Source organism: Thioalkalivibrio sp. ALRh (genome assembly GCF_000381425.1).
Taxonomy (GTDB): Bacteria; Pseudomonadota; Gammaproteobacteria; order Ectothiorhodospirales; family Ectothiorhodospiraceae; genus Thioalkalivibrio.
In genome coordinates, this window is sequence record NZ_KB906519.1 from 1085875 (window position 1) to 1109918 (window position 24044).

25 protein-coding genes are annotated in these 24044 nt (G+C 65.7%); 14 read left to right on the top strand and 11 right to left on the bottom strand.

Annotated features, from left to right (window positions below; genetic code table 11):
• Positions 1 to 2: 2 nt before the first annotated feature.
• The 4 genes from F791_RS0105230 to F791_RS0105245 all read left to right on the top strand — a co-directional run bounded on the left by F791_RS0105230 (position 3) and on the right by F791_RS0105245 (position 2670).
• Entirely contained in the window at positions 3 to 257 is a 255-nt protein-coding gene (locus tag F791_RS0105230) for a HypC/HybG/HupF family hydrogenase formation chaperone (RefSeq protein WP_018139808.1), read from the top strand.
• On the top strand, positions 254 to 1342 hold the full coding sequence (hypD, locus tag F791_RS0105235) for a hydrogenase formation protein HypD (RefSeq protein WP_019592278.1): 1089 nt from the start codon (positions 254 to 256) through the stop codon (positions 1340 to 1342). The genes F791_RS0105230 and hypD overlap by 4 nt, the downstream gene beginning before the upstream one ends.
• A complete protein-coding gene (gene hypE, locus F791_RS0105240; protein WP_018175106.1) occupies positions 1339 to 2343 on the top strand; it encodes a hydrogenase expression/formation protein HypE in 1005 nt (334 codons plus the stop codon). Before hypD ends, hypE begins: the two co-directional genes overlap by 4 nt.
• A gap of 114 nt (positions 2344 to 2457) precedes the next feature.
• The gene (locus tag F791_RS0105245) at positions 2458 to 2670 is read left to right on the top strand and encodes a hypothetical protein (RefSeq protein ID WP_018175105.1); all 213 of its coding nucleotides are present in this window, start codon (positions 2458 to 2460) and stop codon (positions 2668 to 2670) included.
• An 18-nt stretch (positions 2671 to 2688) separates the two neighbouring features.
• Here the strand turns inward: F791_RS0105245 and F791_RS0105250 are convergent, their stop codons facing one another.
• A complete protein-coding gene (locus tag F791_RS0105250) occupies positions 2689 to 3192 on the bottom strand; it encodes a GNAT family N-acetyltransferase (RefSeq protein ID WP_018175104.1) in 504 nt (167 codons plus the stop codon).
• A gap of 136 nt (positions 3193 to 3328) precedes the next feature.
• On the opposite strand from F791_RS0105250, the gene F791_RS0105255 reads away from it, so the two are divergent.
• From F791_RS0105255 to F791_RS0105265, 3 genes are all read left to right on the top strand, one after another.
• On the top strand, positions 3329 to 4279 hold the full coding sequence (locus F791_RS0105255) for a PDC sensor domain-containing protein (RefSeq protein ID WP_018139803.1): 951 nt from the start codon (positions 3329 to 3331) through the stop codon (positions 4277 to 4279).
• Positions 4280 to 4357: 78 nt separating this feature from the next.
• Entirely contained in the window at positions 4358 to 5188 is an 831-nt protein-coding gene (locus F791_RS0105260) for a PP2C family serine/threonine-protein phosphatase (RefSeq protein ID WP_018139802.1), read from the top strand.
• A 62-nt stretch (positions 5189 to 5250) separates the two neighbouring features.
• The gene (locus F791_RS0105265; RefSeq protein WP_019592279.1) at positions 5251 to 6207 is read left to right on the top strand and encodes a tetratricopeptide repeat protein; all 957 of its coding nucleotides are present in this window, start codon (positions 5251 to 5253) and stop codon (positions 6205 to 6207) included.
• Between the two features lie 5 nt (positions 6208 to 6212).
• Here F791_RS0105265 and pyrE read toward each other — a convergent pair whose 3' ends face one another.
• On the bottom strand, positions 6213 to 6848 hold the full coding sequence (pyrE, locus tag F791_RS0105270; protein ID WP_018139800.1) for an orotate phosphoribosyltransferase: 636 nt from the start codon (positions 6846 to 6848) through the stop codon (positions 6213 to 6215).
• Between the two features lie 103 nt (positions 6849 to 6951).
• Here pyrE and F791_RS0105275 point away from each other — a divergent pair, with 103 nt between their 5' ends.
• Both F791_RS0105275 and F791_RS0105280 read left to right on the top strand, forming a co-directional pair.
• Complete coding sequence (locus F791_RS0105275) at positions 6952 to 7725, top strand: exodeoxyribonuclease III (RefSeq protein WP_018862862.1); 774 nt, start codon at positions 6952 to 6954, stop codon at positions 7723 to 7725.
• 21 nt (positions 7726 to 7746) lie between these two features.
• Positions 7747 to 9174: an AmpG family muropeptide MFS transporter gene (locus F791_RS0105280; protein ID WP_019592280.1), complete on the top strand. Its 1428-nt coding sequence runs from the start codon at positions 7747 to 7749 to the stop codon at positions 9172 to 9174.
• 141 nt (positions 9175 to 9315) lie between these two features.
• On the opposite strand, the gene F791_RS13765 is transcribed toward F791_RS0105280, so the two are convergent.
• The 6 genes from F791_RS13765 to F791_RS0105310 all read right to left on the bottom strand — a co-directional run bounded on the left by F791_RS13765 (position 9316) and on the right by F791_RS0105310 (position 13803).
• A complete protein-coding gene (locus tag F791_RS13765; RefSeq protein ID WP_018139797.1) occupies positions 9316 to 9480 on the bottom strand; it encodes a hypothetical protein in 165 nt (54 codons plus the stop codon).
• Positions 9481 to 9572: 92 nt separating this feature from the next.
• Positions 9573 to 10085 carry a peptidylprolyl isomerase gene (locus F791_RS0105290; RefSeq protein WP_018139796.1) on the bottom strand — a complete coding sequence of 171 codons (513 nt, stop codon included), beginning with the start codon at positions 10083 to 10085 and terminating at the stop codon, positions 9573 to 9575.
• A 16-nt stretch (positions 10086 to 10101) separates the two neighbouring features.
• Positions 10102 to 10452 (bottom strand): hypothetical protein, encoded by a 351-nt coding sequence (locus F791_RS0105295; RefSeq protein ID WP_018139795.1) that lies wholly within the window; start codon positions 10450 to 10452, stop codon positions 10102 to 10104.
• Positions 10453 to 10609: 157 nt separating this feature from the next.
• Positions 10610 to 12508 (bottom strand): adenylyl-sulfate reductase subunit alpha, encoded by a 1899-nt coding sequence (gene aprA, locus F791_RS0105300; protein ID WP_018139794.1) that lies wholly within the window; start codon positions 12506 to 12508, stop codon positions 10610 to 10612.
• The gene (aprB, locus tag F791_RS0105305) at positions 12508 to 12987 is read right to left on the bottom strand and encodes an adenylyl-sulfate reductase subunit beta (RefSeq protein WP_038038494.1); all 480 of its coding nucleotides are present in this window, start codon (positions 12985 to 12987) and stop codon (positions 12508 to 12510) included. Before aprB ends, aprA begins: the two co-directional genes overlap by 1 nt.
• Before the next feature lie 39 nt (positions 12988 to 13026).
• Positions 13027 to 13803 carry a hypothetical protein gene (locus F791_RS0105310; RefSeq protein WP_018139792.1) on the bottom strand — a complete coding sequence of 259 codons (777 nt, stop codon included), beginning with the start codon at positions 13801 to 13803 and terminating at the stop codon, positions 13027 to 13029.
• A 524-nt stretch (positions 13804 to 14327) separates the two neighbouring features.
• On the opposite strand from F791_RS0105310, the gene sat reads away from it, so the two are divergent.
• Positions 14328 to 15518, top strand: a complete 1191-nt coding sequence (sat, locus tag F791_RS0105315) for a sulfate adenylyltransferase (RefSeq protein ID WP_018139791.1) — start codon at positions 14328 to 14330, stop codon at positions 15516 to 15518.
• Positions 15519 to 15587: 69 nt separating this feature from the next.
• Here the strand turns inward: sat and F791_RS0105320 are convergent, their stop codons facing one another.
• Both F791_RS0105320 and F791_RS0105325 read right to left on the bottom strand, forming a co-directional pair.
• On the bottom strand, positions 15588 to 16193 hold the full coding sequence (locus tag F791_RS0105320; protein ID WP_019592282.1) for a CBS domain-containing protein: 606 nt from the start codon (positions 16191 to 16193) through the stop codon (positions 15588 to 15590).
• A 126-nt stretch (positions 16194 to 16319) separates the two neighbouring features.
• Positions 16320 to 16856 carry a metallophosphoesterase family protein gene (locus F791_RS0105325; protein WP_012981476.1) on the bottom strand — a complete coding sequence of 179 codons (537 nt, stop codon included), beginning with the start codon at positions 16854 to 16856 and terminating at the stop codon, positions 16320 to 16322.
• Positions 16857 to 17081: 225 nt separating this feature from the next.
• On the opposite strand from F791_RS0105325, the gene F791_RS0105330 reads away from it, so the two are divergent.
• The 3 genes from F791_RS0105330 (at position 17082) to F791_RS0105340 (ending at position 21960) form a co-directional block, all read left to right on the top strand.
• The gene (locus F791_RS0105330; RefSeq protein ID WP_019592283.1) at positions 17082 to 19943 is read left to right on the top strand and encodes a molybdopterin oxidoreductase family protein; all 2862 of its coding nucleotides are present in this window, start codon (positions 17082 to 17084) and stop codon (positions 19941 to 19943) included.
• A gap of 284 nt (positions 19944 to 20227) precedes the next feature.
• Positions 20228 to 20959, top strand: a complete 732-nt coding sequence (locus tag F791_RS0105335) for a 4Fe-4S dicluster domain-containing protein (protein WP_012981474.1) — start codon at positions 20228 to 20230, stop codon at positions 20957 to 20959.
• Between the two features lie 17 nt (positions 20960 to 20976).
• Positions 20977 to 21960 carry a DmsC/YnfH family molybdoenzyme membrane anchor subunit gene (locus tag F791_RS0105340; protein ID WP_018175095.1) on the top strand — a complete coding sequence of 328 codons (984 nt, stop codon included), beginning with the start codon at positions 20977 to 20979 and terminating at the stop codon, positions 21958 to 21960.
• A 71-nt stretch (positions 21961 to 22031) separates the two neighbouring features.
• Here the strand turns inward: F791_RS0105340 and F791_RS0105345 are convergent, their stop codons facing one another.
• A complete protein-coding gene (locus F791_RS0105345) occupies positions 22032 to 23198 on the bottom strand; it encodes a hypothetical protein (protein WP_018993383.1) in 1167 nt (388 codons plus the stop codon).
• A gap of 151 nt (positions 23199 to 23349) precedes the next feature.
• Between F791_RS0105345 and adk the strand changes: the two genes are divergently transcribed.
• A complete protein-coding gene (adk, locus tag F791_RS0105350) occupies positions 23350 to 24006 on the top strand; it encodes an adenylate kinase (RefSeq protein WP_012981471.1) in 657 nt (218 codons plus the stop codon).
• Positions 24007 to 24044: the final 38 nt, after the last annotated feature.

The following is a 24044-nucleotide window of genomic DNA, read 5'->3' on the forward strand; positions in this document are numbered from 1 at the left end:
CCATGTGCCTTGCGATCCCCGGCCTTATCGACGCGGTGGAGGGCGACGACCCGCTGTTCCGCCAGGCGCAGGTCCGATTCGGCGGGGTTGCGCGCACGGTGTCGCTCGCCTGCACCCCGGAGGCCGGGCCCGGCGACTACGTGCTGGTGCATGCCGGCATCGCGATCGCCACCATCGACGAGGCCGCGGCCGAACGCACCCTGGCGGCGCTGCGCGCGATCCCCGAACACGAGCCGCCCACCCCGGAGGGCCCGTGAGGCACCTGGACGAATACCGCGACCCGGCGCTGATCCTGCAGCAGGCGGAGGCGATCCGCGCGGCCTGCACCCGGCGCTGGACGCTGATGGAGGTCTGCGGCGGCCAGACCCACGCGATCCTGCGCCACGGGCTGGACGACCTGCTGGCGGGCTCGGTCGAGCTGCTCCACGGGCCCGGCTGCCCGGTCTGCGTGACCCCGACCGAGACCCTGGACCAGGCCGTACTGCTGACCCGCCGCCGGGAGGTGATGCTGTGCACCTTCGGCGATATGCTGCGCGTGCCCGGTGCGCTGGGCGACCTGAACGCCGCGCGCGCGGCCGGCGGGGACGTGCGCGTGATCTACTCGCCGCTGGATGCGGTCGCCCTGGCGCGCGAACACCCGCAGCGCGAGGTGGTGCTGCTGGCGGTGGGCTTCGAGACCACCGCCCCGGCCGCCGCGATCACGGTACTGCAGGCCGAGGCCCTGGGGCTGTCCAACCTGTCGCTGCTGGTCTCGCACTCGCTGGTGCCGCCGGCGATGGAGGCCCTGCTGACGGACCCGGCCCACCGCATCCAGGGCTTTCTGGCCGCCGGGCATGTCTGCACCGTGGAGGGGGCCGCGGCCTATCAGGCGATGGCCGAACGTTTCCGGGTGCCCATCGTGGTGACGGGCTTCGAGCCGGTGGACCTGCTGGCCGGGATCCGGGCCTGTGTGGAGCAGCTGGAACGCGACGAGGCCCGGGTCGAGAACCGCTACGACCGGGCCGCCCGCGATGACGGCAACGCGGCCGCCCGCGATGCGGTCGCCCGCGTATTCGAGCCGGTGGAACGCGAGTGGCGCGGCATGGGCCGCCTGCCCACCAGCGGGCTGGGCCTGCGCCCGGCCTACGCCCGCTTCGATGCCGTCGCGCGTTTCGGGATCGCGGCCCCCGCGACCGGGGCGGACAGGCCCTGCATCGCCGGCGAGGTGCTGCGCGGGCTGCGCCGACCGACCGATTGCCCCGCCTTCGGCCGCGCGTGCACCCCGGACACCCCGCTGGGCGCGCCGATGGTGTCCTCCGAGGGGGCCTGTGCCGCCTACCTGCACTACCGGGGCGGGGCATGACCACGGAGGTGGTCCGCCTCGCGCATGGGGGCGGGGGCCGGCTGCAGGCGAAGCTGCTGGACGAGGTGATCCTGCCGGCGCTGGGCAGCCCGGCCCGCGGGGCCCCCGATGCGGCCGTGCTCGACGCACCGGGCGGACGCCTGGCCCTAACCACCGACAGCTTCGTGGTGCGGCCGCTGTTCTTCCCCGGTGGCGACATCGGCCGCCTCGCGGTACACGGCACGGTCAACGACCTGGCGATGGCCGGGGCGCGGCCGCTGTGGCTGACGCTGGGCCTGGTCCTCGAGGAGGGGCTCCCACTGGAGGATCTGCGGCGCATCCTCGCCTCCGTAAGCGCGGCTGCCGAAGAATGTGGTGTGCAGGTGATGGCCGGCGACACCAAGGTAGTCGAGGCCGGACGCGGCGACGGGGCCTATCTCAACACCAGTGGCGTGGGCGTCGTGCCGGAGGGGGTGCGGATCGCACCGGATGCGATACGGCCGGGAGACGTGCTGCTGGCCAGCGGCGATCTGGGCCGGCATGGCGTCGCCATCCTGGCCGCGCGCGAGGGTCTGGGGCTGGACCCGCCGATCCCCAGCGACAGCGCCCCGGTCGCCGGGGCAGTGGCCGCGCTGCTGGCAGCCGACGTGCCCGTGCATGCCCTGCGCGACCCCACCCGCGGCGGCACAGTGGCTGCGCTGCAGGAACTGGCGGACGCCTCCGGCTGCCGCCTGGTGCTGGACGACGCAGCCATCCCGGTGCGCGAGGACGTGCGCGGGGCCTGCGAGATCCTCGGGCTGGACCCGCTGCACAGCGCCTCGGAGGGCCGCTTCCTGGCCGCCGTGCCGGAACCCGCGGCCGAACACGCCCTGAGCGTACTGCGATCACGACCGGAGACGGCCGGTGCCGTCGCCATCGGCCAGGCCGAGGCGGGCGAGCCCGCGGTCATCCGACGCCTCGCGACCGGCGTGGAACGCCGGGTGATCCTGCCAGCCGGCGAGCAGTTGCCCCGCATCTGCTGAGGGACCACTGAAACCGCCCGATGGAGTCTGACAGAGACACGGGATGACGGGCATGACGGCGGCGCCCGCCGGACGTTATGGTGAAACTCACGGTTCAGTCAGGAGAAACCCACGATGTCGATGCGCCCGTTGATTCCCGCATTCCTCGCGCTCGCCAGCAGCCCCGCCCTCGCCCACCCGGGGCACGGCCATGGCGACGGCTTCTCTCTGCTGCACTACCTGAGCGCCCCGGAACATGTGGCAGGACTGGTATTGCTCGCTATGGTCGGCGGGGGCATTGTCGGCTGGTGGCTGCGCCGCCGAAGCCGTGACAACCGCCAGGACTGATCCAGGCGCCCCGCGCGTTCATGCGCCGGCTTCGAGCGGCCACCAGTAGCGCTGCTCGAAGTCCCGGTCCCGATCGCGTACCGGCACCGACTGGAAGCCGACCCGGGCGAAAAAGCCGGCCGCCGACGTCTGCGCCTTGACCAGCACCCCGTCTACATCCGCAGCGCGGGCGGCCTCCTGGCAGGCCACTACCAGTTGCCGTCCGACACCCGTACCACGGGCGGTGCGGGCCACGTACAGGCCGTGCAGCAACAGACCCGCCGTCACGCCCTCGGGCAGGTCGCGGGCACCTACCGATTCCCAGGTCGCCACACCGACCACCTGTCCGGCCTCCTCCCGCACGACGGCGTCCAGGAACATCAGATCGGCCTCGGTGTAGCGATAGGCCGGCAGTGCCAGCCGGCGTACCCGCTCCGGCAAGGGCCAGTCCTCGATCGCCTCGGCGACCAGCTGATTGATCGCCCCCAGGTCCTCACGGCAGGCGGGGCGCAGGCCCGAACTCTGGACAACGCTGGCGGCCATCGGACACCCCTTATTCGGCACGGTTCCTGCTGGGACCACGAGAGGGGTCAGGAGTGCCCCATGCCGAGGGCTTCACGACAGCGACATGTTCGATCAGAGATAATCACGCCGCACCGAAAAGAGACGACAGCGCACCATGACGGAACTGAAAAAAGCCATCGAGCACCAGCGCGAATATCTGGAAGCCCGGCTACAGGAGCCGCTGGCCGAAATCGCAGCCCGTATAAGCAAGGCCTGGCCGCGACGCGAGGCACTGGATTCGATCCTGGAAGAGGCGATCCGGCAGATCCCGGAAGCCACGTTTGTCTATGCCCTGAACACCGAGGGCATCCAGCTATCCGACAACATCTCGCGCAGCGGCGTGCTGCCGGAGCACTTCGGTCGCGACCGCTCGCAGCGCCCCTACATGAAGGAGGCGGTGCCAGCCGAGGGCTTCCTGCTGTCGGAGGCCTACATCAGCCTGCTCGGACGCCGCCCTTCGCTCACCTCGCTACAGCTGGTGCGCGACGAGAACGGCACGGCTCTCGGGTTCCTCGGCGCGGATTTCGACCTGCGCAACCTGCCGGATCTGTCGGAGGATCTCTACGAGGAACCGAACGAGTGGCGCCAGATCAAGGGCGACCCGTCCATCCGCGGTACCCTGTTCCTGCAGAGCCGCACCGAGAGCCTGATGGACCAGCACATCGACACCGCGCTGGCCATCCTGGAAGAGCTGTTCACCGAGCGCGGCGTATTCCAGGGCGTGTTCCACTTCTCCAGCTCGCGGGCGACGCTCTGGACTACGGAGGACCCCTACCGCTACCGCATCCTGACCCATGAATCCCTGGCCGACCCCGATGTCTGCCTCGCCTTTCCCCACGAGCCTTACCCGGAGGAAGCGCTGATCCCGAAAGAGTCCGTGGGCCGCGTGCTCGAAGGGCTCAAGGCCCTGCGCTTTGCCGACGAGACCATCTACCTGCGCTCGGCCTCGGTGAACCTGTTCAACGGCATGGTCAGCCTGACTTTCTCCTGCGACGGCTCCCACTACATGACCTGGGACGACTTCCTCGGCCGCTCCATCGACTTCTGGATCGGCGCCACCGGGTAGGAAACGCCCTCTCGCGCTGACAGCGACCCGTCGCCTGGGCCATGATGGTCTCGGAGCCAGGTGCGGGGACAACAGGGGATGGAGACCGCGGTAGCCAAGGAAATCGGCGGGCGGCGCGAGCAGCAGGACGCAGCCGGTGTATGGACCTGCCCGAATACCCGGTGCGCGTTGCTGGTCGTCGCGGACGGCATGGGCGGGCACGCGGACGGCGCTCAGGCAGCCCGGATGGCCATCGCCACCGCCGAGCGCCTGTGGCACGACTGCGACGGTCGCCCGGAGGACCCGGCGGCACTCCTGGAGCGCCTCTTTCGCGAGGCCCAGGCCGCCCTGCACAACCCCGGCGCGGCACCCGGCGAACAATCCGGGACCACGCTGGTGGCGCTGTATGTCGGGCCGGAGCGGGCCTGGTGGGCCCACTGCGGCGACAGCCGTCTGTATCACTTCGAGGGGGAGCGCCTGATCGCCCGCACGCGGGACCACACGCGGGTGCAGGCGCTGGCGGATGCCGGCGAGATCCGCGAAGAAGACATGGCAACCCACCCGGAACAGAACCAGCTCCTGCAGGCCCTGGGCGTGGTCGATCCGATCCGGGTGAAACATGGCGAGGCCTCGCTAACGCCCGATAGCCGCTTCCTGCTGTGCTCCGATGGGTACTGGGAACAGCTGGACCCCGAGGAAAGTGCTCAATGGATGAGTCAGCCGGATCTTCAGGCCGCCTGTACGCAGACGGCCGCCCGCGCGGCACAGCGCGGCGGCGTGCATGGCGACAATGTGGCCATCGCCGCCTGGCGTGCACAGGCCATGACCACCCCGGCTCGGCGCCACCTGCGTGCCGCCATCCGGCCGCTACTGCTGGGGGCCCTGCTCCTGCTCGCCGTCCTTGCAATCCTCTTCTGGCCTCTGGACTGAACATGACGCGTCTTGCTGTCGGGGCAGCATTGCCCCTCGTCGCCCTGCTGACCGGCTGTGCAATGCTGGGAGTCGAAGGAGATGAACCGGCCACCGAGGCGCCCGAGGTGTCAGAAGAGGCCGCTGCAGAAGGCCCCGCGCCAGCGGAGGACCTGACCATCGCGCAGATCATCGAGGCCCTGCAAGAGGGGGACATCGAACGGGCAGCCCCGGCCCTGGACCGATTCCTGAAGGGCGAGCCCGGGCACCGGGTCGCGCGCAGCCTGCGCGCGCAGCTGGATGCGGACCCGCGCGAGGAACTGGGCTCGGCCTACTTCACGCACACTGTCGAGCCGGGCGAGACACTGGGCCAGCTGGCCCGGCAGTACCTGGGTGATGCCAACCGCTTCCTGATCCTCGCGCGTTACAACGACATCGAGCGCCCGTCGCGGCTACTGGCCGGCCAGCGCCTGCGCATACCGCAGAGCGCCGCGCGCGAGGTACCGGCTGCCAATGCGGAGGGACTCGAAGACCAGCTGACCGCCCTGGGCGGACAGGACGACGAAGAGGCCTACCTGCGCGCGATCGAGGCCGACCTGGAGGCGGGGCGTTACGAAGAGGCGCGCGACGGGGTGCGACAGGCGCGTGCACAGGCCGGCAATGGCCTTCGGGGGCAACGACTCGACGAGCTGGAACGCACGGTGGACGGCCGCTACTGGGAGCGGCACGGGCACGCGGCGCGGGATGCGGGTGACCCCGAGGCCGCGCTGGCCGCCTACGACCGGGCGTTGGAGGCCGACTCCGGGCGCGCCAAGGCCCGGGAGGCGCGCGAGGAACTGCGCGAACAGCGCAAGGACGAGCTGCATTCGGCCGCCATCCAGCGTTATCGCAACCAGGACCTGGACGAGGCGATTGCCCTGTGGGACAAGGCGCTGGAGCTCGACCCCGAGTTCGAGGCCGCACGCGGATACCGCTTGCGGGCCCTGGAACTGCAGCGCCGCCTGGAGCGTCTGGGACGCTCGGAAGAAGGCTCTTCCTGAGCCAGTCAGACCCCGTATTCGGCGCGGTAGGCGCGCAGGGCCTCGAGGTGCTCAGGGGCGCGGCCGGTCTGCTCCAGCATCTGCACCAGGTCCCCCAGCCGAGCCACGCGCACGACCTCCAGGCCCAACTCGTCCTCGACCTCCTGAATTGCCGAACGCTCGCCGCGGCCGCGCTCTTCGCGATCCAGGGCAATGGCCACCGCCACCGGCGTGGCGCCCGCCGCGCGGATCAGCTCCACCGATTCGCGGATGGCAGTGCCGGCGGTGATCACGTCGTCCACGATCAGCACGCGCCCGGCCAGCGGTGCCCCCACAATGTTGCCGCCCTCGCCATGGTCCTTGGCCTCCTTGCGGTTGAAGGCCCAGGGCCGGTCCATCTCGTGGTCGCGGTACAGCGCCTCGGTGACGGCCGCAGCCAGCGGGATGCCCTTGTACGCCGGACCAAAGACCAGGTCGAAGGAGACGCCGGAATCGACGATCGCCTGTGCATAGAACTCGCCCAGGCGTACGAGATCGGAGCCGCGGTTGAACAGGCCGGCATTGAAGAAATACGGGCTTACCCGCCCCGACTTCAGTGTGAACTCGCCAAAGCGCAGGACATCGCGTTCCAGGGCATAGTCGAGAAAGGCATGGGCGGTCATCGTGGGGCTCCGGTCGGAAAACGCCGTATTCTGACACAGGCGGGGCTGGATTCATCATGCCAGCCCTTTCCTGCACGCGCGCGCGCCGGTATCGTTCCCGGCCATGCGCATACTCTCGATGAACGCCAACGGCATCCGTGCCGCCGCCCGAAAGGGCTTCTTCGACTGGCTCCCGACGACCGAGGCCGACGTGGTCTGCATCCAGGAGACCAAGGCCCAGATTCACCAGATTCAGGGCGAGCCTTTCCATCCCCCCGGCTACCACTGCGCCTATGTGGATGCGGTCAAGCCCGGCTACAGTGGCGTGGCCCTGTACAGCCGGCGTCAGCCGGACGAGGTGATCACGCGCATTGGCTTCGAGGAGGCGGACAACGAGGGCCGCTACGTGGAGATGCGCTTCGGGGACCTGTCCGTGGTGTCGCTCTACCTGCCCTCGGGTTCCTCGGGGGACCACCGGCAGGATTCGAAGTGGCGGTTTCTGGACTTCTTCCGGCCCTGGCTGGCGGAGCGCATGCAGGACGGGCGCGAGTGGGTGATCTGCGGCGACTGGAACATCGCCCACAAGGAGATCGACCTGCGCAACTGGAAATCCAATCAGAAGAACTCGGGCTTCCTGCCCGAGGAGCGGGCCTGGCTGGATCACCTGTTCGACGAGATCGGGATGGTGGATGTATTCCGGCGGCTGGACGACCGCCCCGAGCAGTACACCTGGTGGTCCAATCGCGGCCAGGCCTGGGCGAAGAACGTGGGCTGGCGCATCGACTACCAGATTGCCACCCCCGGCATCGCGGAGACCGCGCGGGCCCCGTACATCCATACGGACGACCGCTACTCCGATCACGCCCCGTTCTGGATCGACTATGACTACACCCCCTGATCGTCGTTCGCGGGCCTCTTCGTGAGCACGGCTGCCGAGTCGCAGAACCGGCCAAACCGCGACTGGCGCGAGGCGCTGGCCGTCTACCGCCACCCGCGGGTGGTGGGCATGCTGTTCCTCGGTTTTGCCGCCGGACTCCCGCTACTGCTGACCGGCGGCACCTTCACCGCCTGGCTGCGCGACCTCGGGGTCGAACTGGCCTCCATCGGTTTCCTCTCCTGGGTGGGCATGGCCTACAGCATCAAGGTGCTGTGGGCTCCCATCGTTGACCGGATGCGGCTACCGCTGCTGACCCGGATCTTCGGGCGACGGCGGGCCTGGATGCTGGCGGCGCAGGCGACCATCATGCTGGGGCTGTTCGGAATCGCCTTTACCGACCCCACCGAACAGCTCTGGCTGGTCGCGGTCTGGGCGGTACTGACCGCCTTTGGTGCCGCGACCCAGGACATCGCGATCGACGCCTACCGCATCGAGGCGGTCAGCCAGGAGCGCCAGGGCGCGATGGCCGCAGCCTATGTCTTCGGCTATCGCGTGGCATTGCTGACGGCCGGGGCGGGGGCGCTGCATATTGCGGCCGCCGGCAGCTGGAGCCTGTCCTATATGGCTATGGCGGCGCTGATGCTGGTCGGGGTCGTATGCACCCTGATCGTGCGCGAACCCGAGGTGGCCACCCGCGACGCACAGACCGCCCGGCTCGAACAACGCGTGGTGCATTACATCAACAACACCGCCGACACCGGCCTCTGGCGGGACTTCAAGGCCTGGTTCATCGGCGCAGTGGTATGCCCGTTCGTGGAGTTCTGGCAGCGCTTCGGACGAATCGCCCTGCTGGTGATCGCGTTCATCGCGATCTTCCGCATCAGCGACATCTTCATGGGGGTGATGGCCAACCCGTTCTATCTCGACCTGGGCTTCACCAAGGACGAGATCGCCAACATCGCCGCGGCCTTCGGGCTGGCGATGACGCTGACGGGGGCCGCCCTGGGCGGACTGCTGGTCGTGCGTTTCGGGATCATGCGCATGCTGATCGCCACCGCCATCCTGGCGCCGGCTACCAACCTGACCTTCTCCTGGCTGGCGACCCTGGGCCCGGAAACCTACGGTCTGGTGTTCGCAATCATGGCCGACAATCTCTCCGGCGGGATGGCGATCTCGGTGTTCATCGCCTATCTCTCCAGCCTGACCAACTCGGCCTACACCGCGACCCAGTACGCCCTGTTCAGCTCGATCATGACCCTCCCGGGTCAGTTCCTGGCCGGATTTACCGGCGTATTCGCCGAGCACCTGGGCTGGTTCTGGTTCTTTGCCAGCTCCGCGCTCATTGGCATCCCCACCATCCTGCTGGCCCTCGCCCTGATGCGCTGGGCCAATCCGGACCGCATGGCCCAGCCGGGCCGACCGTCGGAGTTGCAGGCGCCGCCGGAGGGAGCGGAACGCGCCCCCTCGTAAGAGGCGGGCCCGGGTTCCGAACGTCGGCCCGTCCGTCCGGGGCCTACCAAAACAAAAACGTCCGCCGGCGATAAACATCGCGAGCGGACGGCAGGGCAGCGCCCCCGGTCTCGAAGGGGCGGCTATCGACTACTCCCGGCTTCAGGGGCGCTTCGGCGTCTGGTATTCCGCCTCTTTCTGGAAAGACTCCCAGATCGTCTCGTAACCGACGAAGCCCTTTTCGTTGGGCGGCATCTGGCGGGTCACCAGGTAACGGGACTTGCCGTCCGGGACCTGCGGGTGTTTCTTCTCGGTATCCTGGCTCATGGTTCATTCACCTCGCTTCGATGAAAAAGAGGGGATGGGACATTAACGTCTCGCTCCCCAGACATACTGAAAGGCCGGGCAAACCGGCCCCATCACTCGATGGGCACCGCTCGTCCGCTGTCGATTTCCGGGCCCGACTCCACCTTGCCACCATGCTCGATTTCGTCCGCAGTGGCATCACGCACCAACAACACATTCAGTTTGAAAATCACCTGCCGACCACACAGCGGGTTATTGCCATCAATGGTGATCGTCTTGTCGTCGAGCCGCGTAACCAGAAAATTCTTGGTCTGGCCACGATCGTTTTCCATCAGGATCGCCGTACCGAGCTCGCGGTACTCCTCCGGCACGTTTTCGATCGCTTCCGTGATCACCAGGGACTCGTCGCGCGGGCCGTACAGCGCATTGCAATCGATGGGGACCTCGATGGTTTCGCCCTGCGCCTTGCCCTCAAGCTCGCCCATCACCTTGGGCGACAGGACCTCATTGACGCCGTGCACGTATCCCAGGGGGAACTCCACCTCGGTCAGGACCTGGCCGGATTTCTCGTCGATGACCTGGTAATTCAGCTCGACGTACTTGTTGTCCTTGATTACATCTGTCATTCAAAGTCCCGCTGTCTTAGAAAATGGACGCACCGAAGATTCGCACTTCGCCTTCCTCGTAGCCGAGGACCATGCGGCCGAGCCACTCCCCTTCTTTCTTCGTGCTGCGCACCCGATACAGGACCGTGACATGTTCGCCGCGGCGAATGATGCCGAGGTAATCCCAGTCATCTTTCAGGTTGCGGGTCAGCTCGCTCTGGGCGAACTGCTTGCCCACCTCGACCTCGTTAAGGCCGAACAGCAGGTGGTAGGAGAACCGGCGGACGAACTTGCCGTACTGGCCCTTGTTCGAGTACTTGATCAGATCGCTCCACATGGGATGGGCGATCTCCAGGATCTCCTCGTCGGAGTGATCGATGATGTTCATCGAGGTCTCCGGCATTGGCTGTGCTCCAGCTGCACTGGTCATGTTGAAACCCCCAGGGGTGACGGTTGAAAGAGAAGACCAACGCGCGAACGCGTTGGCCATCGCTGCTTGCCAGCCGTGGTGACGGGGCCGCACCCGACCCCGTCACGTTAGCACCCTAGGCTTCCGCCTTCTCGGGTTCGGCCGGGGCCTCGTCCTTGTCGACCAGGTGATAGCACGGCGCCTTCTCCATGGTGTACTCGCCCGTCTTCGGGTCACGACGAGAGACGGTCAGGTGATGCCAGTTCTTGTCGTCGAGCTTCATGTAGTCGCCTCGGTAGTAGTAACCCGGCCAGCGGGTTTCCTTGCGGAACAGCGTGTGTTGGAAGACGCTCTCGGCCGTGCGCACGCGGTGCTTCAGCTCCCAGGCACGCAGCAGCTCGTGGATGTCCTCCGCCGCCAGCTTGTCCAGATCCTCTTCGAGGATGTGCATCTTCTTCAGGCCGATATTGAGCAGCTTCTCGTTGGTCATGTAGCTGACCGTCACGCCGCCGCAGTATTCGTCCATCAGCTTCTGCAGGCGGTCAAGACCCTGGCGCGGGTTGATGAAGTTCGGATTGACCGAACCGGCCACAACCTCGTTGCTATAGATCTTGTAGTGCTCGAGCGGCTTGTAGATCTCCTCTTTGCGCTTGTTGATCTGCGAATCGGAGACGCGGATGCCGTCGGCCTTGCCATCGTCGATGTACTTGCAGGCAGCCTTCGCGGCCAGCCGGCCCTCGGTGAAGGAACCGGAGGAGAACGCATGTGGCGTCCCGCCCACGGCGTCGCCGGCACCAAACAGGCCTTCGACGCTGGTCATGCGGTTATAGCCCCAGAAGTACTCGGGCGGGGAAACATCTTCCGGACCGGAGCACCAGGCTCCGCAGCCCGTGGCATGCGAGCCCATCACGTAGGGCTCCGAGGTGGTCAGCTCGGGGTTCTCGTTCTTGGGGTCCACGTCGGTGGCGGCCCAGAGCACGGCCTGGCCGACGGTCATACCCAGGAAGTTCTCCCAGCCCACCTCTTCGAGGTGCGGATCCTGGAAGGCCTCCATGGTGACCATGTGGATCGGGCCACGGCCGGCATTCACCTCGTTCAGGAACGCGTGGTTGCGCAGGCAGGTCGGGATCGGGCGATGGGTCCGGTGGGAGACCTCCGGATCCAGGTACTCCTTGCCGACCATCTCCTGCAGCTGCGGCCACCACTTGGACTCGTACTCTTCGCCGTTGCAGTTCTGCGTGCGGGTCTTCAGATGCAGGAAGTAGGCACCGACCGGGCCGTAACCATCCTTGAAGCGGGCCAGCACGATGCGGTTTTCCATCTGGGTCATCTTGGCACCGGCATTGATCAGCAGACCGTAGGCCGAGCCGGAAGACCAGGGCGCGTACCAGACACGGCCCGCCCCTTCACCGACCGAGCGCGGCTTGAAGATCATCGATGCGCCGCCGGCAGCAACGATTACCGTCTTCGACTTGAAGACGTGATAGTTGCCGGTGCGCACATTGAAGCCCACGGCGCCGGCCACCCGGTTCTCCTTGGACTCGTCCATCAGCAGATGGGTGACGCAGATGCGGTTGTAGATCGTATCGGCCGACTTCTTGGCGGCCTCGGCCACGATCGGCTTGTAGGACTCGCCGTGGATCATGATCTGCCAGCGGCCTTCCCGCTGGTAGGCGCCCGTCTTCGGGTCGCGCATCAGCGGGAGACCCCATTCCTCGAACTGGTGCACGGTGGAATCCACGTGGCGCGCCATGTCGAACAGCAGATCCTCGCGCACCATGCCCATCAGGTCGATACGCGCGTAGCGAACATGGTCCTCGGGGTTGTTCTCGCCCCAGCGGGTGCCCATGTAGCAGTTGATCGCGTACAGGCCCTGGGCCACGGCGCCGGAGCGGTCGATGTTGGCCTTCTCCGCAATCACGACCTTCTTGTCCTGGCCCCAGAACCGGGCTTCCCAGGCGGCGCCCGTGCCGCCCAGGCCGGCGCCACAAACCAAGATGTCGATGTTGTCTTCGACGATTGTCTTGTAGGCCATCAGTAGTACACCCCTTCTTTCAGTTTGAGACCGGCGGCCTCAAGCGTGTGCAGATCCCCCTCATCCATACGGATGTACTTGGGCTCGTTGAACAGCAGCTGGCTGTCCCTCATCGACTTGTCCGGCGCAGGAACGTCGGCCAGCTGCGGGATGTGCTTGCCCCAGGGTTTGGTGGTAATGGGCGACAGGAACTCCTTTTCGCGACCATCGCGGAACTTGATCTTCCAGGCGATAGTTCCCCGCTCTTCGTCGCGGTCGACGCGTACGCTGTGCCCAAGCGGCGCGAAGTCCGCATAGCCGCGCACGTCAATGGCGTGGTGCGGGCAGGCTTTCACGCAGGAGAAGCACTCCCAGCACATATTGGGCTCGATGTTGTAGGCACGACGGGTGGTTTCGTCGATATGCATGATGTCTGACGGGCAGATATCCACGCAGTATCCACAGCCATCGCAACGGGTCATGTATACGAAAGTTGGCATGGTAGTCCTCGATCGATGCTGATGTTCGGGTAAATGGCTTTAGTAGTGGTTGGGCGCTTCACGCTGGATACCCTTCCCCATCTCCATCGGCGCGTCGCGCAGCAACTCCATGGAATGGCGCTGCTGCTGCTCGGGGTCATCACGCGTAAGGGTCGGAAGGTTCTCGGCGGAGCCGTCGGCCCGGGTAAGGCGCTTCTGGTAGGCCGCGGCGGGCTTGAAGAACATGTGCGCGAATTTCGACCAGTAGACCGTTGCGAACAGGGTCGTGGTAGCCGCGAGGAAGAGCACGAAGAAGAGCCAGCCGAGGGCACCTGCGCCCTGGGTCAGCGACCACAGAATGGCGAACGTCGACATCGCCAGCAGCGACACGATGAACAGGTCCGCGCGGACCAGCTGGTACCAGCGACGGCCTTCGGAATTGACATCGACACGAATGAAAAACCAGAACCAGTAGCCGCCAAAGGCGAGCGACAAGGCGCCCAGGTGCCACAGGAGCGGCCACACGCCGGCGGCCGGCTCGGCCGCGTAGCCAAAGATCAGCACGGCGGAGGAGACGACGAAAACGATAAAGCCCCACATGGTGAAGAGGTGGGAGGCACGACGCGTCGGATTCTTGAATTCGCCGGAGGTGATGACCTCTTTCCCGATGGTCTGCATCGCCAGCGAGAATTTCTCGCCACCGCTCACGCTTCGGCTCGCATTCTTCTCGGCTTTCTTGGCGTTCTCGAAAAAGTACTTGGCACTCCTCTTGTGCATCATGTCGAGGATCGTGCCGCCGGCCACGAGAATGACCATGAGCACGACATACCACTGCATTGCGGCTGGTGGAATAAACGCAGCCAGTTCGGCAAAGGGATTACTAGTGATCACGGCGTCAGGCCTCCTCAGAGTGTCCAATTGGCCCACCGAGTCTGTGCCAACTCCATCTTGTGCTTCAAATCAAACTTGCTTGCCGAGACATAAGTTCAATGTATGGGGTCATATGCTTATTTAGGGAAACGCTAATCTATGGAGCTGCTTTCACGGGCTTTGCGCGCCACAAGCCGGTCGCGCGACTGGAAGGTAATGTGGCGACCAGCACAAGAGCCTTTAATCAACCACGAAACCCGCATTGGGACCGAACGGCAGCCGATTGATGAACCGCGCCGCTCCAGACGCGGCCGACAAGGGGTCAAGTAACCCGGCGCTTTATGGACTATCTTGTGCTACGTTCAGGGTCGACTTGCAGCACGGCCGGCGACCAGACCGGCTGGCCACGTACGGCCCGAGCACGACACTCGGCGGGATAATCCGCCCAATCCATGCAGTCCACATCCAGCGTCGGCAGGAGATAAAGCCCCATGATCAAACCGCACGGTGCAGACACCCTGAAGCCCCTGTTTGTCTACGACCCCGAACAACACCATGCCTTGTTGAAAGAGGCCGAAAGCCTCCCCTCCGTGGTGATCAGCTCTGCGGCCGCCGGCAACGCCGTGATGATGGGAGGGGGCTATTTCACGCCCCTGACCGGCTTCATGAATGTCGCAGACGCAATGGGCTGCGCGGAGAACATGCGGACCACCAGCGGCCTGTTTTTCCCGGTCCCGGTGGTAAACCTGTTGGAGAATGCCGACGCCATCCGCGGGGCCAAGCGAATCGCCCTGCGCGATCCCAACATGGAGGGGAACCCGGTACTCGCCATCCAGGAAGTCGAGGCCATCGAGGAGTTCACCCCCGAACAGATGGAGACCATGACGCAGAAGGTCTACGGCACGACCGACATGGAACACCCCGGGGTGGCCGCCTTCAACAGCGAGGGCCGCGTCTGCGTGTCGGGCCCCATTCAGGTGCTCCACTTCTCCTATTTCCAGGATGACTTCCCCGACACCTTCCGCACTGCGGTCGAGATCCGCAACGAGATTGCGGAACGCGGCTGGAACAAGGTGGTGGCCTTCCAGACCCGCAACCCGATGCACCGCGCTCACGAGGAGCTATGCCGCATGGCACTGGACCAGCTGGGCGCCGATGGCCTGGTGATCCACATGCTGCTGGGCAAGCTGAAGCCCGGCGATATCCCGGCCCCGGTGCGCGACGCCGCCATTCGCAAGATGGCCGAGATCTACTTCCCCCCGAACACCGTGATGATCACCGGGTACGGCTTCGACATGCTTTATGCCGGCCCGCGGGAGGCCGTGCTCCATGCGCTGTTCCGGCAGAACATGGGGGCGACCCACTTCATCATCGGGCGCGATCACGCCGGGGTTGGGGACTACTACGGACCGTTCGACGCCCAGACCATCTTCGACACGGAGGTCCCGAGCGACGCACTGGAGATCGAGATCTTCCGAGCGGACCACACCGCCTTCTCGAAGAAGCTCGGCCGCGTGGTCATGATGTGTGATGCGCCCGACCACACGAAGGAGGACTTCGTGCTCTTGTCCGGCACCAAGGTGCGCGAGATGCTGGGCCGCGGCGAGGCACCCCCGCCCGAGTTTTCCCGCCCGGAGGTGGCCGAGATCCTGATGGACTACTACCAGAGCATCAATCAGTAACCGGGCTCGACTGCGTCAAAGCCCGGAAACAGAAAAGGTGGCGGGAGATCCCGCCACCTTTTTGCGTTCTCAGTAGGTCTTCGACAATGCCGCCTGGATCTCGGCGAAGGTCCGCGCGACATCAAAGGTCTGCACCGACACGCCCAGTTGGCGGCCAATCTGCGTGGCCGAGAACATGCCCCGGATGCGGGTCTCGCCGGTCGCCGGATCCGCCTGGCCCACGAGCGCATGCTGACGCCCCCAGTCCTTCAGGGTTGCGATGATGTCGCCAACGTCCGCCTGCATCACCCGTTGCATGTCCAGAAGATCCACATCATCCAGGGGCGCCATCAGGTCACGGACCCGGAGGTCCTCATGCCGCAGACCACGCTCATTCACCATCTGGATCGGGCGCTCCCCCTGCGTATCGCGAGCCGTAATCAACCCGCGCACCTGCCGCGCGTCGTCGACCACGATCAGCAACCGCACACCCCTGGCAATCATCTGCTCCGTCGCCTGACCGAGGGTCGCGTCGGGACCAATTGTGGCCACCGGCACTCGGCGGAAGTCGGTCAGCACACACAACGCGGAGGAGGCCAGCGTAACCCGCGGTTCCTCGTCGGTTACCTGCTGAAGCCCGGTTCCGGGAGCTGCCTTGCTCGATGGCAGGGGCTTGTGCGGGAATTCTGCGGTCATCGCATTTCTCCATCCAGGGTGGGAACCTAGACGATGCCCTGAGATGGGCGCGCTGACAAGCGGGTCCCGTCTGACGAAACCGCGGGGCGGCGCAGCGCCGGGGAGGCGCCAGGGAACCCCGATGGGTCACTCGATTCCGGCTGCTGCCTCTTCCGGCGTTGGCCGGATCTCGAACGACATGCGGTCGAGATCCCCCAGCGCCCAGGTCGCCTCGGGCGCGCCGAGACCCGCGACCGTGCCGGGATTCACGACCCAGGTGGAGCCATCCTGCACATGCGGCTGCTGACGGATCTCGGTCTCGTGGCTGTGGCCGCAGCAGACCAGGTCGTAGTCACCCGTGCATGCCATCGCATGGGCGTAATGGGGGTAGTGCGTGACGAAGATGCGGCGCCCCCCCAGGGTGATCGTGGCATCCAGCCCGTAGTAGTGCAGCAGGCCGTTGGACTGATGGGCGATGCGCGAGATCGCGACCGGGTCCCCCAGGTTGTTGCCATGCACCGCGTGTATCGGCACACCCAGCTTCAGCGAGGCCCGCAGCGTATTGCCGCCGATCACGTCGCCACAGTGGATGACCGCCTCGGCGCCCTCGACAATACCGGCCTCGATCGCGCGGGCCAGCATCGGGCCGCGGTCATGGCTGTCGGAAACAATGCATACCTTCATGGGTTCGCAGGCCTCTGTTGCCAAATTCCAGTGCCGGGACGATAACACTGCCGCGCCCCGCCCTGCCCCCGGGCCCAATTCGAGGCATCCGAACGGGCACGCAGAATCCATCTTTGACTCCCTTGTGGTGGGCACCCCGGAACTGCATAGTGGGGGTAACCCCGACCGAAGTAAGGGGTATTGCAGTATATCGCGATTGTCTAACTTACAAGGCGTTGACGATTTATGGCACAGACCCCGTCGCACGAAATCAAGAACACCACCTGTTACATGTGCGCCTGCCGCTGCGGCATCCGGGTGCACCTGCGCGACGGGGAGGTACGGTACATCGACGGCAACCCCGAGCACCCGATCAACGAGGGCGTGATCTGCGCCAAGGGCGCCTCCGGGATCATGAAACAGCACTCCCCGGCGCGGCTGACCCAGCCCCTGCGGCGCAAGCCCGGCGCCGAGCGGGGCGACGGCGAGTTCGAGCCGATCTCCTGGGAGGAGACCTTCGAGATCCTCGCCGAGCGCCTCGGGCACATCCGCGAGACCGACCCGAAGCGCTTCGCGCTGTTCACCGGGCGTGACCAGATGCAGGCCCTGACCGGGCTGTTCGCCAAGCAGTTCGGCACCCCCAACTACGCCGCGCACGGCGGTTTCTGCTCGGTGAACATGGCCGCCGGCATGATCTACACGATCGGCGGCTCGTTCTGGGAGTTCGGCGGTCCCGACCTGGAACGCTCGAAGCTGTTCGTGATGATCGGCACCGCGGAGGACCACCACTCCAACCCGCTGAAGGTGGCGATCTCCAAGTTCAAGCGCCAGGGCGGGCGCTTTATCTCCATCAATCCGGTGCGCACCGGCTACTCCGCGATCGCCGACGAATGGGTCCCGATCCGTCCGGGGACCGACGGCGCCCTGCTGCTGGCCCTGATCCACGAGATCATCAACAAGGGCCTGTACGACCGCGACTTCCTGGTCCGCTACAGCAATGCCGGCCAGCTGGTGAACATGGACGAGGATCAGGACGAGTTCGGCATGTTCCTGCGCACCGAGGATCCGCCGGAAGAAGGCTGCTACGACGCGCAGAACCAGCTCTGGTGGGATCGCAAGACCGGGCGCCCGGTCGCCACCCACACCCCGGGCGCCGACCCCTACCTGCTCGGAGAATTCACACTCGACGACGGGACACGGGCGAAGCCCTCGTTCCAGCTGCTGCAGGACCGGGTCGCGGAGTACACCCCGGAATGGGCCGAGCGCGTCACCGGCATAGCGGCCAAGGATATCCGCCGCCTGGCCCACGAGATGGGCGTGACCGCGCGCGATCAGCGCATCGAGCTGCCGATCGCCTGGACCGATTCCTGGGGTGTGGAGCACGAGTCGGTGACCGGCAACCCGGTCTCCTTCCATGCGATGCGCGGGCTGGCCGCACACTCGAACGGCTTCCACACCATCCGTTCGCTGTCGATCCTGATGTCGCTGCTGGGCACGATCGATCGCCCCGGTGGCTTCCGCCACAAGGCCCCGTTCCCGCGTCCGATCCCGCCTTGCGCCCGCACGCCGAAGGGGCCGGAGGGCGTTCAGCCCGGCAAGCCGCTGGACGGCATGGTGCTCGGCTGGCCGGCCAGCCCGGACGACCTGTTCGTGGACGACAAGGGCGAGCCGGTGCGACTCGACAAGGCCTTCTCCTGGGAGTACCCGCTGGCCGTGCACGGCATGATGCACAACGCGATCACCAATGCCTGGCGCGGCGACCCCTACCCGATCGACACCCTGCTGATCTTCATGGCCAACATGGCGTGGAACTCGACCATGAACACGGAAGAGGTCCGCAAGATGTTGAACGACAAGGACGACAACGGGGAATACAAGATCCCGTTCCTGGTCGTGGCGGATGCCTTCCAGTCCGAGATGACCGCGTTTGCCGACCTGGTGCTGCCGGATACCACCTATCTGGAACGCCACGACGTAATGTCGATGCTGGATCGCCCGATCTCCGAGTTCACCGGCCCGGTGGACTCGGTGCGCATCCCGGTGGTGCCGCCCAAGGGCGAGTGCAAGCCCTTCCAGGATGTACTGATCGAGCTCGGGTCGCGCCTGAAGCTACCGGCCTTCGTGAACGAGAAGGGCGATCGCAAGTTCCGCGACTACCCGGACTTCGTGGTCAACTACGAGACCGAGCCGGGCTCCGGCATCGGTTTCCTGGCCGGCTGGCGCGGCAAGGGCGGCGAAAAGTCCCTGCGTGGCGAACCCAACCCCAACCAGTGGGAGATGTACGCGAAGAACAACTGCGTCTTCCAGTACGAACTGCCGCGCAGCTACCAGTACATGCGTAACTGGAACAAGGGCTATCTGGAGTGGTCGCAGCGCAACCGCATCACGCGCTATGGCGAGCCCGTGCTGATCCACCTCTACTCCGAGGTGCTGATGAAGTTCCGCGCCGCCGCCCAGGGCAAGGGGCCCACGCGCAAGGCGCCGGCGCACCTGGCCAAGCGCGTCGAGACCTTCTTCGACCCGCTGCCCTTCTACTATGACCCGCTGGAACACCAGTCCACGGACAAGCACACCTACCCGCTGGCGGCCGTCACCCAGCGGCCGATGGCGATGTACCACTCCTGGGACTCCCAGAACGCCTGGCTGCGCCAGATCCACGCCCACAACCTGCTGTACGTGAACGCGCGCACCGCGCGGGCCGCCGGCATCGAAGACGAGGACTGGATCTGGGCGGAAAGCCCCTGGGGCCGGGTGCGCTGCATGGCCAAGTACTCGGAGGCTGTCGAGCCCGGCACCGTCTGGACCTGGAATGCGATCGGCAAGGCCGCGGGGGCCTGGAACCTGACCCCGGGCGCCAACGAGTCACGCAAGGGCTTTCTGCTGAACCACCTGATCTCCGAGGAGCTGCCGGGGCAGAGCGGCCCGATCTCGAACTCCGATCCGGTGACTGGTCAGGCGGCCTGGTATGACGTCCGCGTACGAATCTACAAGGCCGAAGAAAGGGAGCCGCAGGAGACCTCTCCCCAGTTCAAGCCGCTTAAACCGTACCCCGGCCAGTCCACACGGGCACGTGTTTTGAACTTCTTTGCGGGCCTGGGGAAACGCTGAACAATGTACACACTCGCGTTGGCACCCCAGGTTTTCCGAGACAAGGCGCGGTGCGCAGCCGGTAGTGGTTCTACCGGCAAGAGCCGCAACGCTGGATCGGGGAACCTGGGGCGCCAACCCCACAAACCATTGAAAAGCAGGGGCTCGGCCGCTTTTGCATGCGCACGGCGTTGCGGCTCCCTTGTGCAGAGTGACTGCACGGCAGTCGCCGCGCCTTGTTCGCACGCAAAAGCGACTCGAGCGCGAGTGCGCACATTGTGCAGCGTTCCCCCAGGAGGCAAGAAATGACCCAACTCGCCCTCGTCATCGATCTCAACGTCTGCGTGGGTTGCCACGCCTGCGTGACCAGTTGCAAGGAATGGAACACCTCCGGCGATGCCGGCCCACTGGTCGACCAGAACCCCTACGACGCGGACCCCACCGGCACCTTCTTCAACCGGGTGCAGAGTTTCGAGGTGGGTGAATACCCGAACACCGAGACGGTGCACTTTCCCAAGTCCTGCCTGCACTGCGAAGAGCCGCCCTGCGTGCCGGTCTGCCCGACCGGGGCGTCCTACAAGCGCGAGTCGGACGGCATCGTGCTGGTCGACTACGACAAGTGCATCGGCTGCAAGTACTGCTCCTGGGCCTGCCCCTATGGCGTGCGCGAGGTGGATGCCGAACGCAAGGTGATGACCAAGTGCACCCTGTGCGTGGACCGCATCTACAACGAGGAGCTGCCGGAATGGGATCGCAAGCCGGCCTGCGTGCGGGCCTGCCCGACCAATGCGCGGCTCTACGGCGATATCCATGACCCCGAGTCGGTCGTCTCGAAGGCCATCCGCGAGGCCGGTGGTTACCAGCTGATGCCGGAATGGGGGTCCAAGCCGGCCAACCACTACCTGCCGCGGCGCAAGACCCAGCTCACCATCCGCGAAGACGAGGTCGAACGCGCGGACAACCCGCTGAAGATCGACAGTCAGTTGCCGAAGCCCGGGCAGGACGAACCCTCGCTCGACGACGTCACCAGCTGGTAAACAGGGACGAAGACACTATGCATCCAGCCTTCTCGGTCATTTTCCTCACCACCCTGATCGGCGCCGGCCAGGGCCTGTTTCTCGGCCTGTTCGGTGCCGAGGCACTGAGCCTGCTGGGCGTGCTGCCGCCCCCGGGTTCGGACTTCCTGGCCCTGGGCTCCGCGCTCGCGCTGGCCTTCCTGGTGCTGGGGCTGATCGCCTCATTCTTTCACCTGGGGCGGCCGGAACGCGCCTGGCGCACCGCCACCAAGTGGCGCACCTCTTGGCTTTCGCGCGAGGTGATCGTGCTCCCGGCGTTCATGGGCGTCGTGTTCCTGTACGGCGCGGCCCATGCGTTCGGGTTCAACCCGGCCCTGGGTACGCTGGCCGGGGATGTCCCCGTCCTGCTGACCGTCGTGCTTGGCGCCATCGGGGCGCTGCTGGCCATCGTGCTGTATGTAACGACCGCGATGATCTACGCCTGCATCAAGTTCCTGCAGGAATGGCACTCCCCGCTGACCGTGGTCAACTACACCGTGCTGGGGGCCGCCAACGGCTTCACCCTGGCGGCCGCCTATGCGGCCTGGGCCGGTGTCCCGCTGGTCGCCTTCCTGGCGACGGTCGCGATCGTCCTGACGCTTCTGGGACTGGGTACCCGCAGCGCATCGCTGGTGCGCAACTCCCGTATCAAGTCGAAGTCCACGCTGCAAACCGCGATCGGGGTGAAGCACCCGAAGATCCAGCAGAAGTCCCAGGGCTTCATGGGCGGGTCATTCAATACGCGGGAATTCTTCCACCACATGTCGGCCGCGTTCCTGCGCGGGATGAAGTGGATCTTCCTGCTGGGTGCGTTCGTGGTCCCGGCGATCCTGCTGCTGGTCGTGCTAGTCACCCGCATCGACCCGGTCAACCTGCTGATCGCCGCATTCGTGATCCAGTATCTGGGCATGGTCGCCGAGCGCTGGTTCTTCTTCGCCCAGGCCAACCACCCGCAGAACATCTACTACCAGTCGGTGGCCTGAGGACACAGCCGGGGGCGGCCTGACCGCTCCCGGCCCATCCAGGTTCGAGGCCCAGCCCCAAATCGCTCCGATCAGACCGCCGACCAGGCCTCGGTCGTGATCCCCTCACCCAGATCGAGCTCTACCAGGCGGCGGCGCACCTCCAGCAACTTCTCGACCAGGGCCGGTTCGACGTGCTCGTAGGCCTCCGCGTCCGGCACCCGGTTGACCACCACCCCCAGCAGCTCAGTGATCGCGTTGCCGATCGAATTCTGACTGATCGTGACGATCAAGCGGCCCTCGTCGTTGCGGTAAATCAGCTGCTTGAAGGCCGGCTGCCAACGGATCGCATGGGCGTACTTGGCGTCGGTGAAGCAGCGATCGCGCACCTTCTTGGCGGTCTTGAGGAAATCGTTGTTGAACAGCAGGACCTCCTCCACCGCATCGGGGAAGTGCACGCCCTCGGGCATCGGGGCATTGCGGGTGGAGACCTGCGAGAAGAAGGTGCGGTAGAAGTCCAGAAAGCCCTGCAGGACCGCGTCGTATTCGCGCCAGAAGCGGATGTCCTTCAACGCCTCGACCCCACCCTGGATCTCCCAGCTCGGGAGGCCGTGCGGGTAGCCGGTCAGCGCGAGTCGGGCCTCGTGATCGGGCGCCGGCCGCAGGATCTGCAGGTCCAGGGCGCGGGTAAAGAAGGCCCGGTAGACATCGCGCATATAGGCCTGGAACAGGCTGTGCTGGCCGCCATCGGTCAGGTTGGGGTTACCGGGATCGGCCAGCGGCGCTTCAGCCAGCGTCGCCATCGGAAAGACGATGAAATGGTTGTGCAGCATGCGGATACTGGGCACCCCGGGCGCGGTCAGCGGCCAGGTCGCGTCCAGGCTGGCCTCGCCCGCCAGCACCAGGGCCTCGGCCGGGTCCGGGTACTGCTCCAGCATGTACTCGATGATCACTCCGTTCATCCGGTTCCAGACATGCCGCACCGGCTCCGGCACCTGGGTGCGCCGCACCGGGCGCCCCATCGGGTCGAGGATGGTCTGCGAGGTGTTGTAGATGATAGAGCAGTCGAACTCGTTGCTGTGCCCCAGCGCCTTGCGGTAGAGCAGGAGGTTTTCCGGATTGACCAGCAGCCCGTTGTTGTTCACCAGGTCGGCGAGGTTCTCGGTGCTGTTGAAGAACTCGTTCGGTTTCATGCCCTCCGGGATATCCAGGGGGATGGGCCGAAACGGCGTGGTGATCTCGCGGGGGCCGGCTTGCATAACGGTCGGTGACTCCTTGCAGGGGGCGGGTGTCACATAAGGATGGGCAGGGTTGTACCGACAACCACAACCCCTGTACTGTAACTTGCGCGGATCGGGAGTGTCTGCAGCGACCATAGCACAACCACCCACTCCTCATAGGAGCGAGAGCATGCGACTGATTCTGTTGGGGGCGCCTGGCGCCGGCAAGGGCACCCAGGCCCAGTACATCTGCGAGAAGTACAACATCCCGCAGATCTCCACCGGCGATATGCTGCGTGCAGCCGTCAAGGCAGGCACCCCACTGGGTCTGAAGGCCAAAGAGGTCATGGATGCTGGCGGCCTGGTCTCCGACGACATCATCCTGGGCCTGGTGAAGGAACGCGTGGAGCAGCCCGATTGCTGCGACACCGGCTTCCTGTTCGATGGCTTCCCGCGCACCATCCCGCAGGCCGAGGCCCTGAAGGAGCAGAACGTGCCGCTCGACTTTGTCGTGGAGGTGGATGTCCCCGACGAAGAGGTGATCCGCCGCATGAGCGGACGGCGGGTACATCCGGGCTCCGGCCGCACCTATCACGTCGAATTCAATCCGCCGAAGGTCGAAGGCAAGGACGACGTCACCGGCGAGGACCTGATCCAGCGCGAAGACGACAACGAAGAAACGGTGCGCAAGCGCCTCGAGGCCTACCACAGCCAGACGCGCCCGCTGGTGGACTTCTACTCGAAGTGGGCGGACAGCGGCGAGCCCGACGCGCCGCAATACGTCCACATCAAGGGAACCGGGTCGGTGGAAGACATCCGCGACCAGATCTTCAAGGCCCTGGGCTAAAAAACGACCCGCCAGGTATTCCGGGCGGGTCGTCTTGA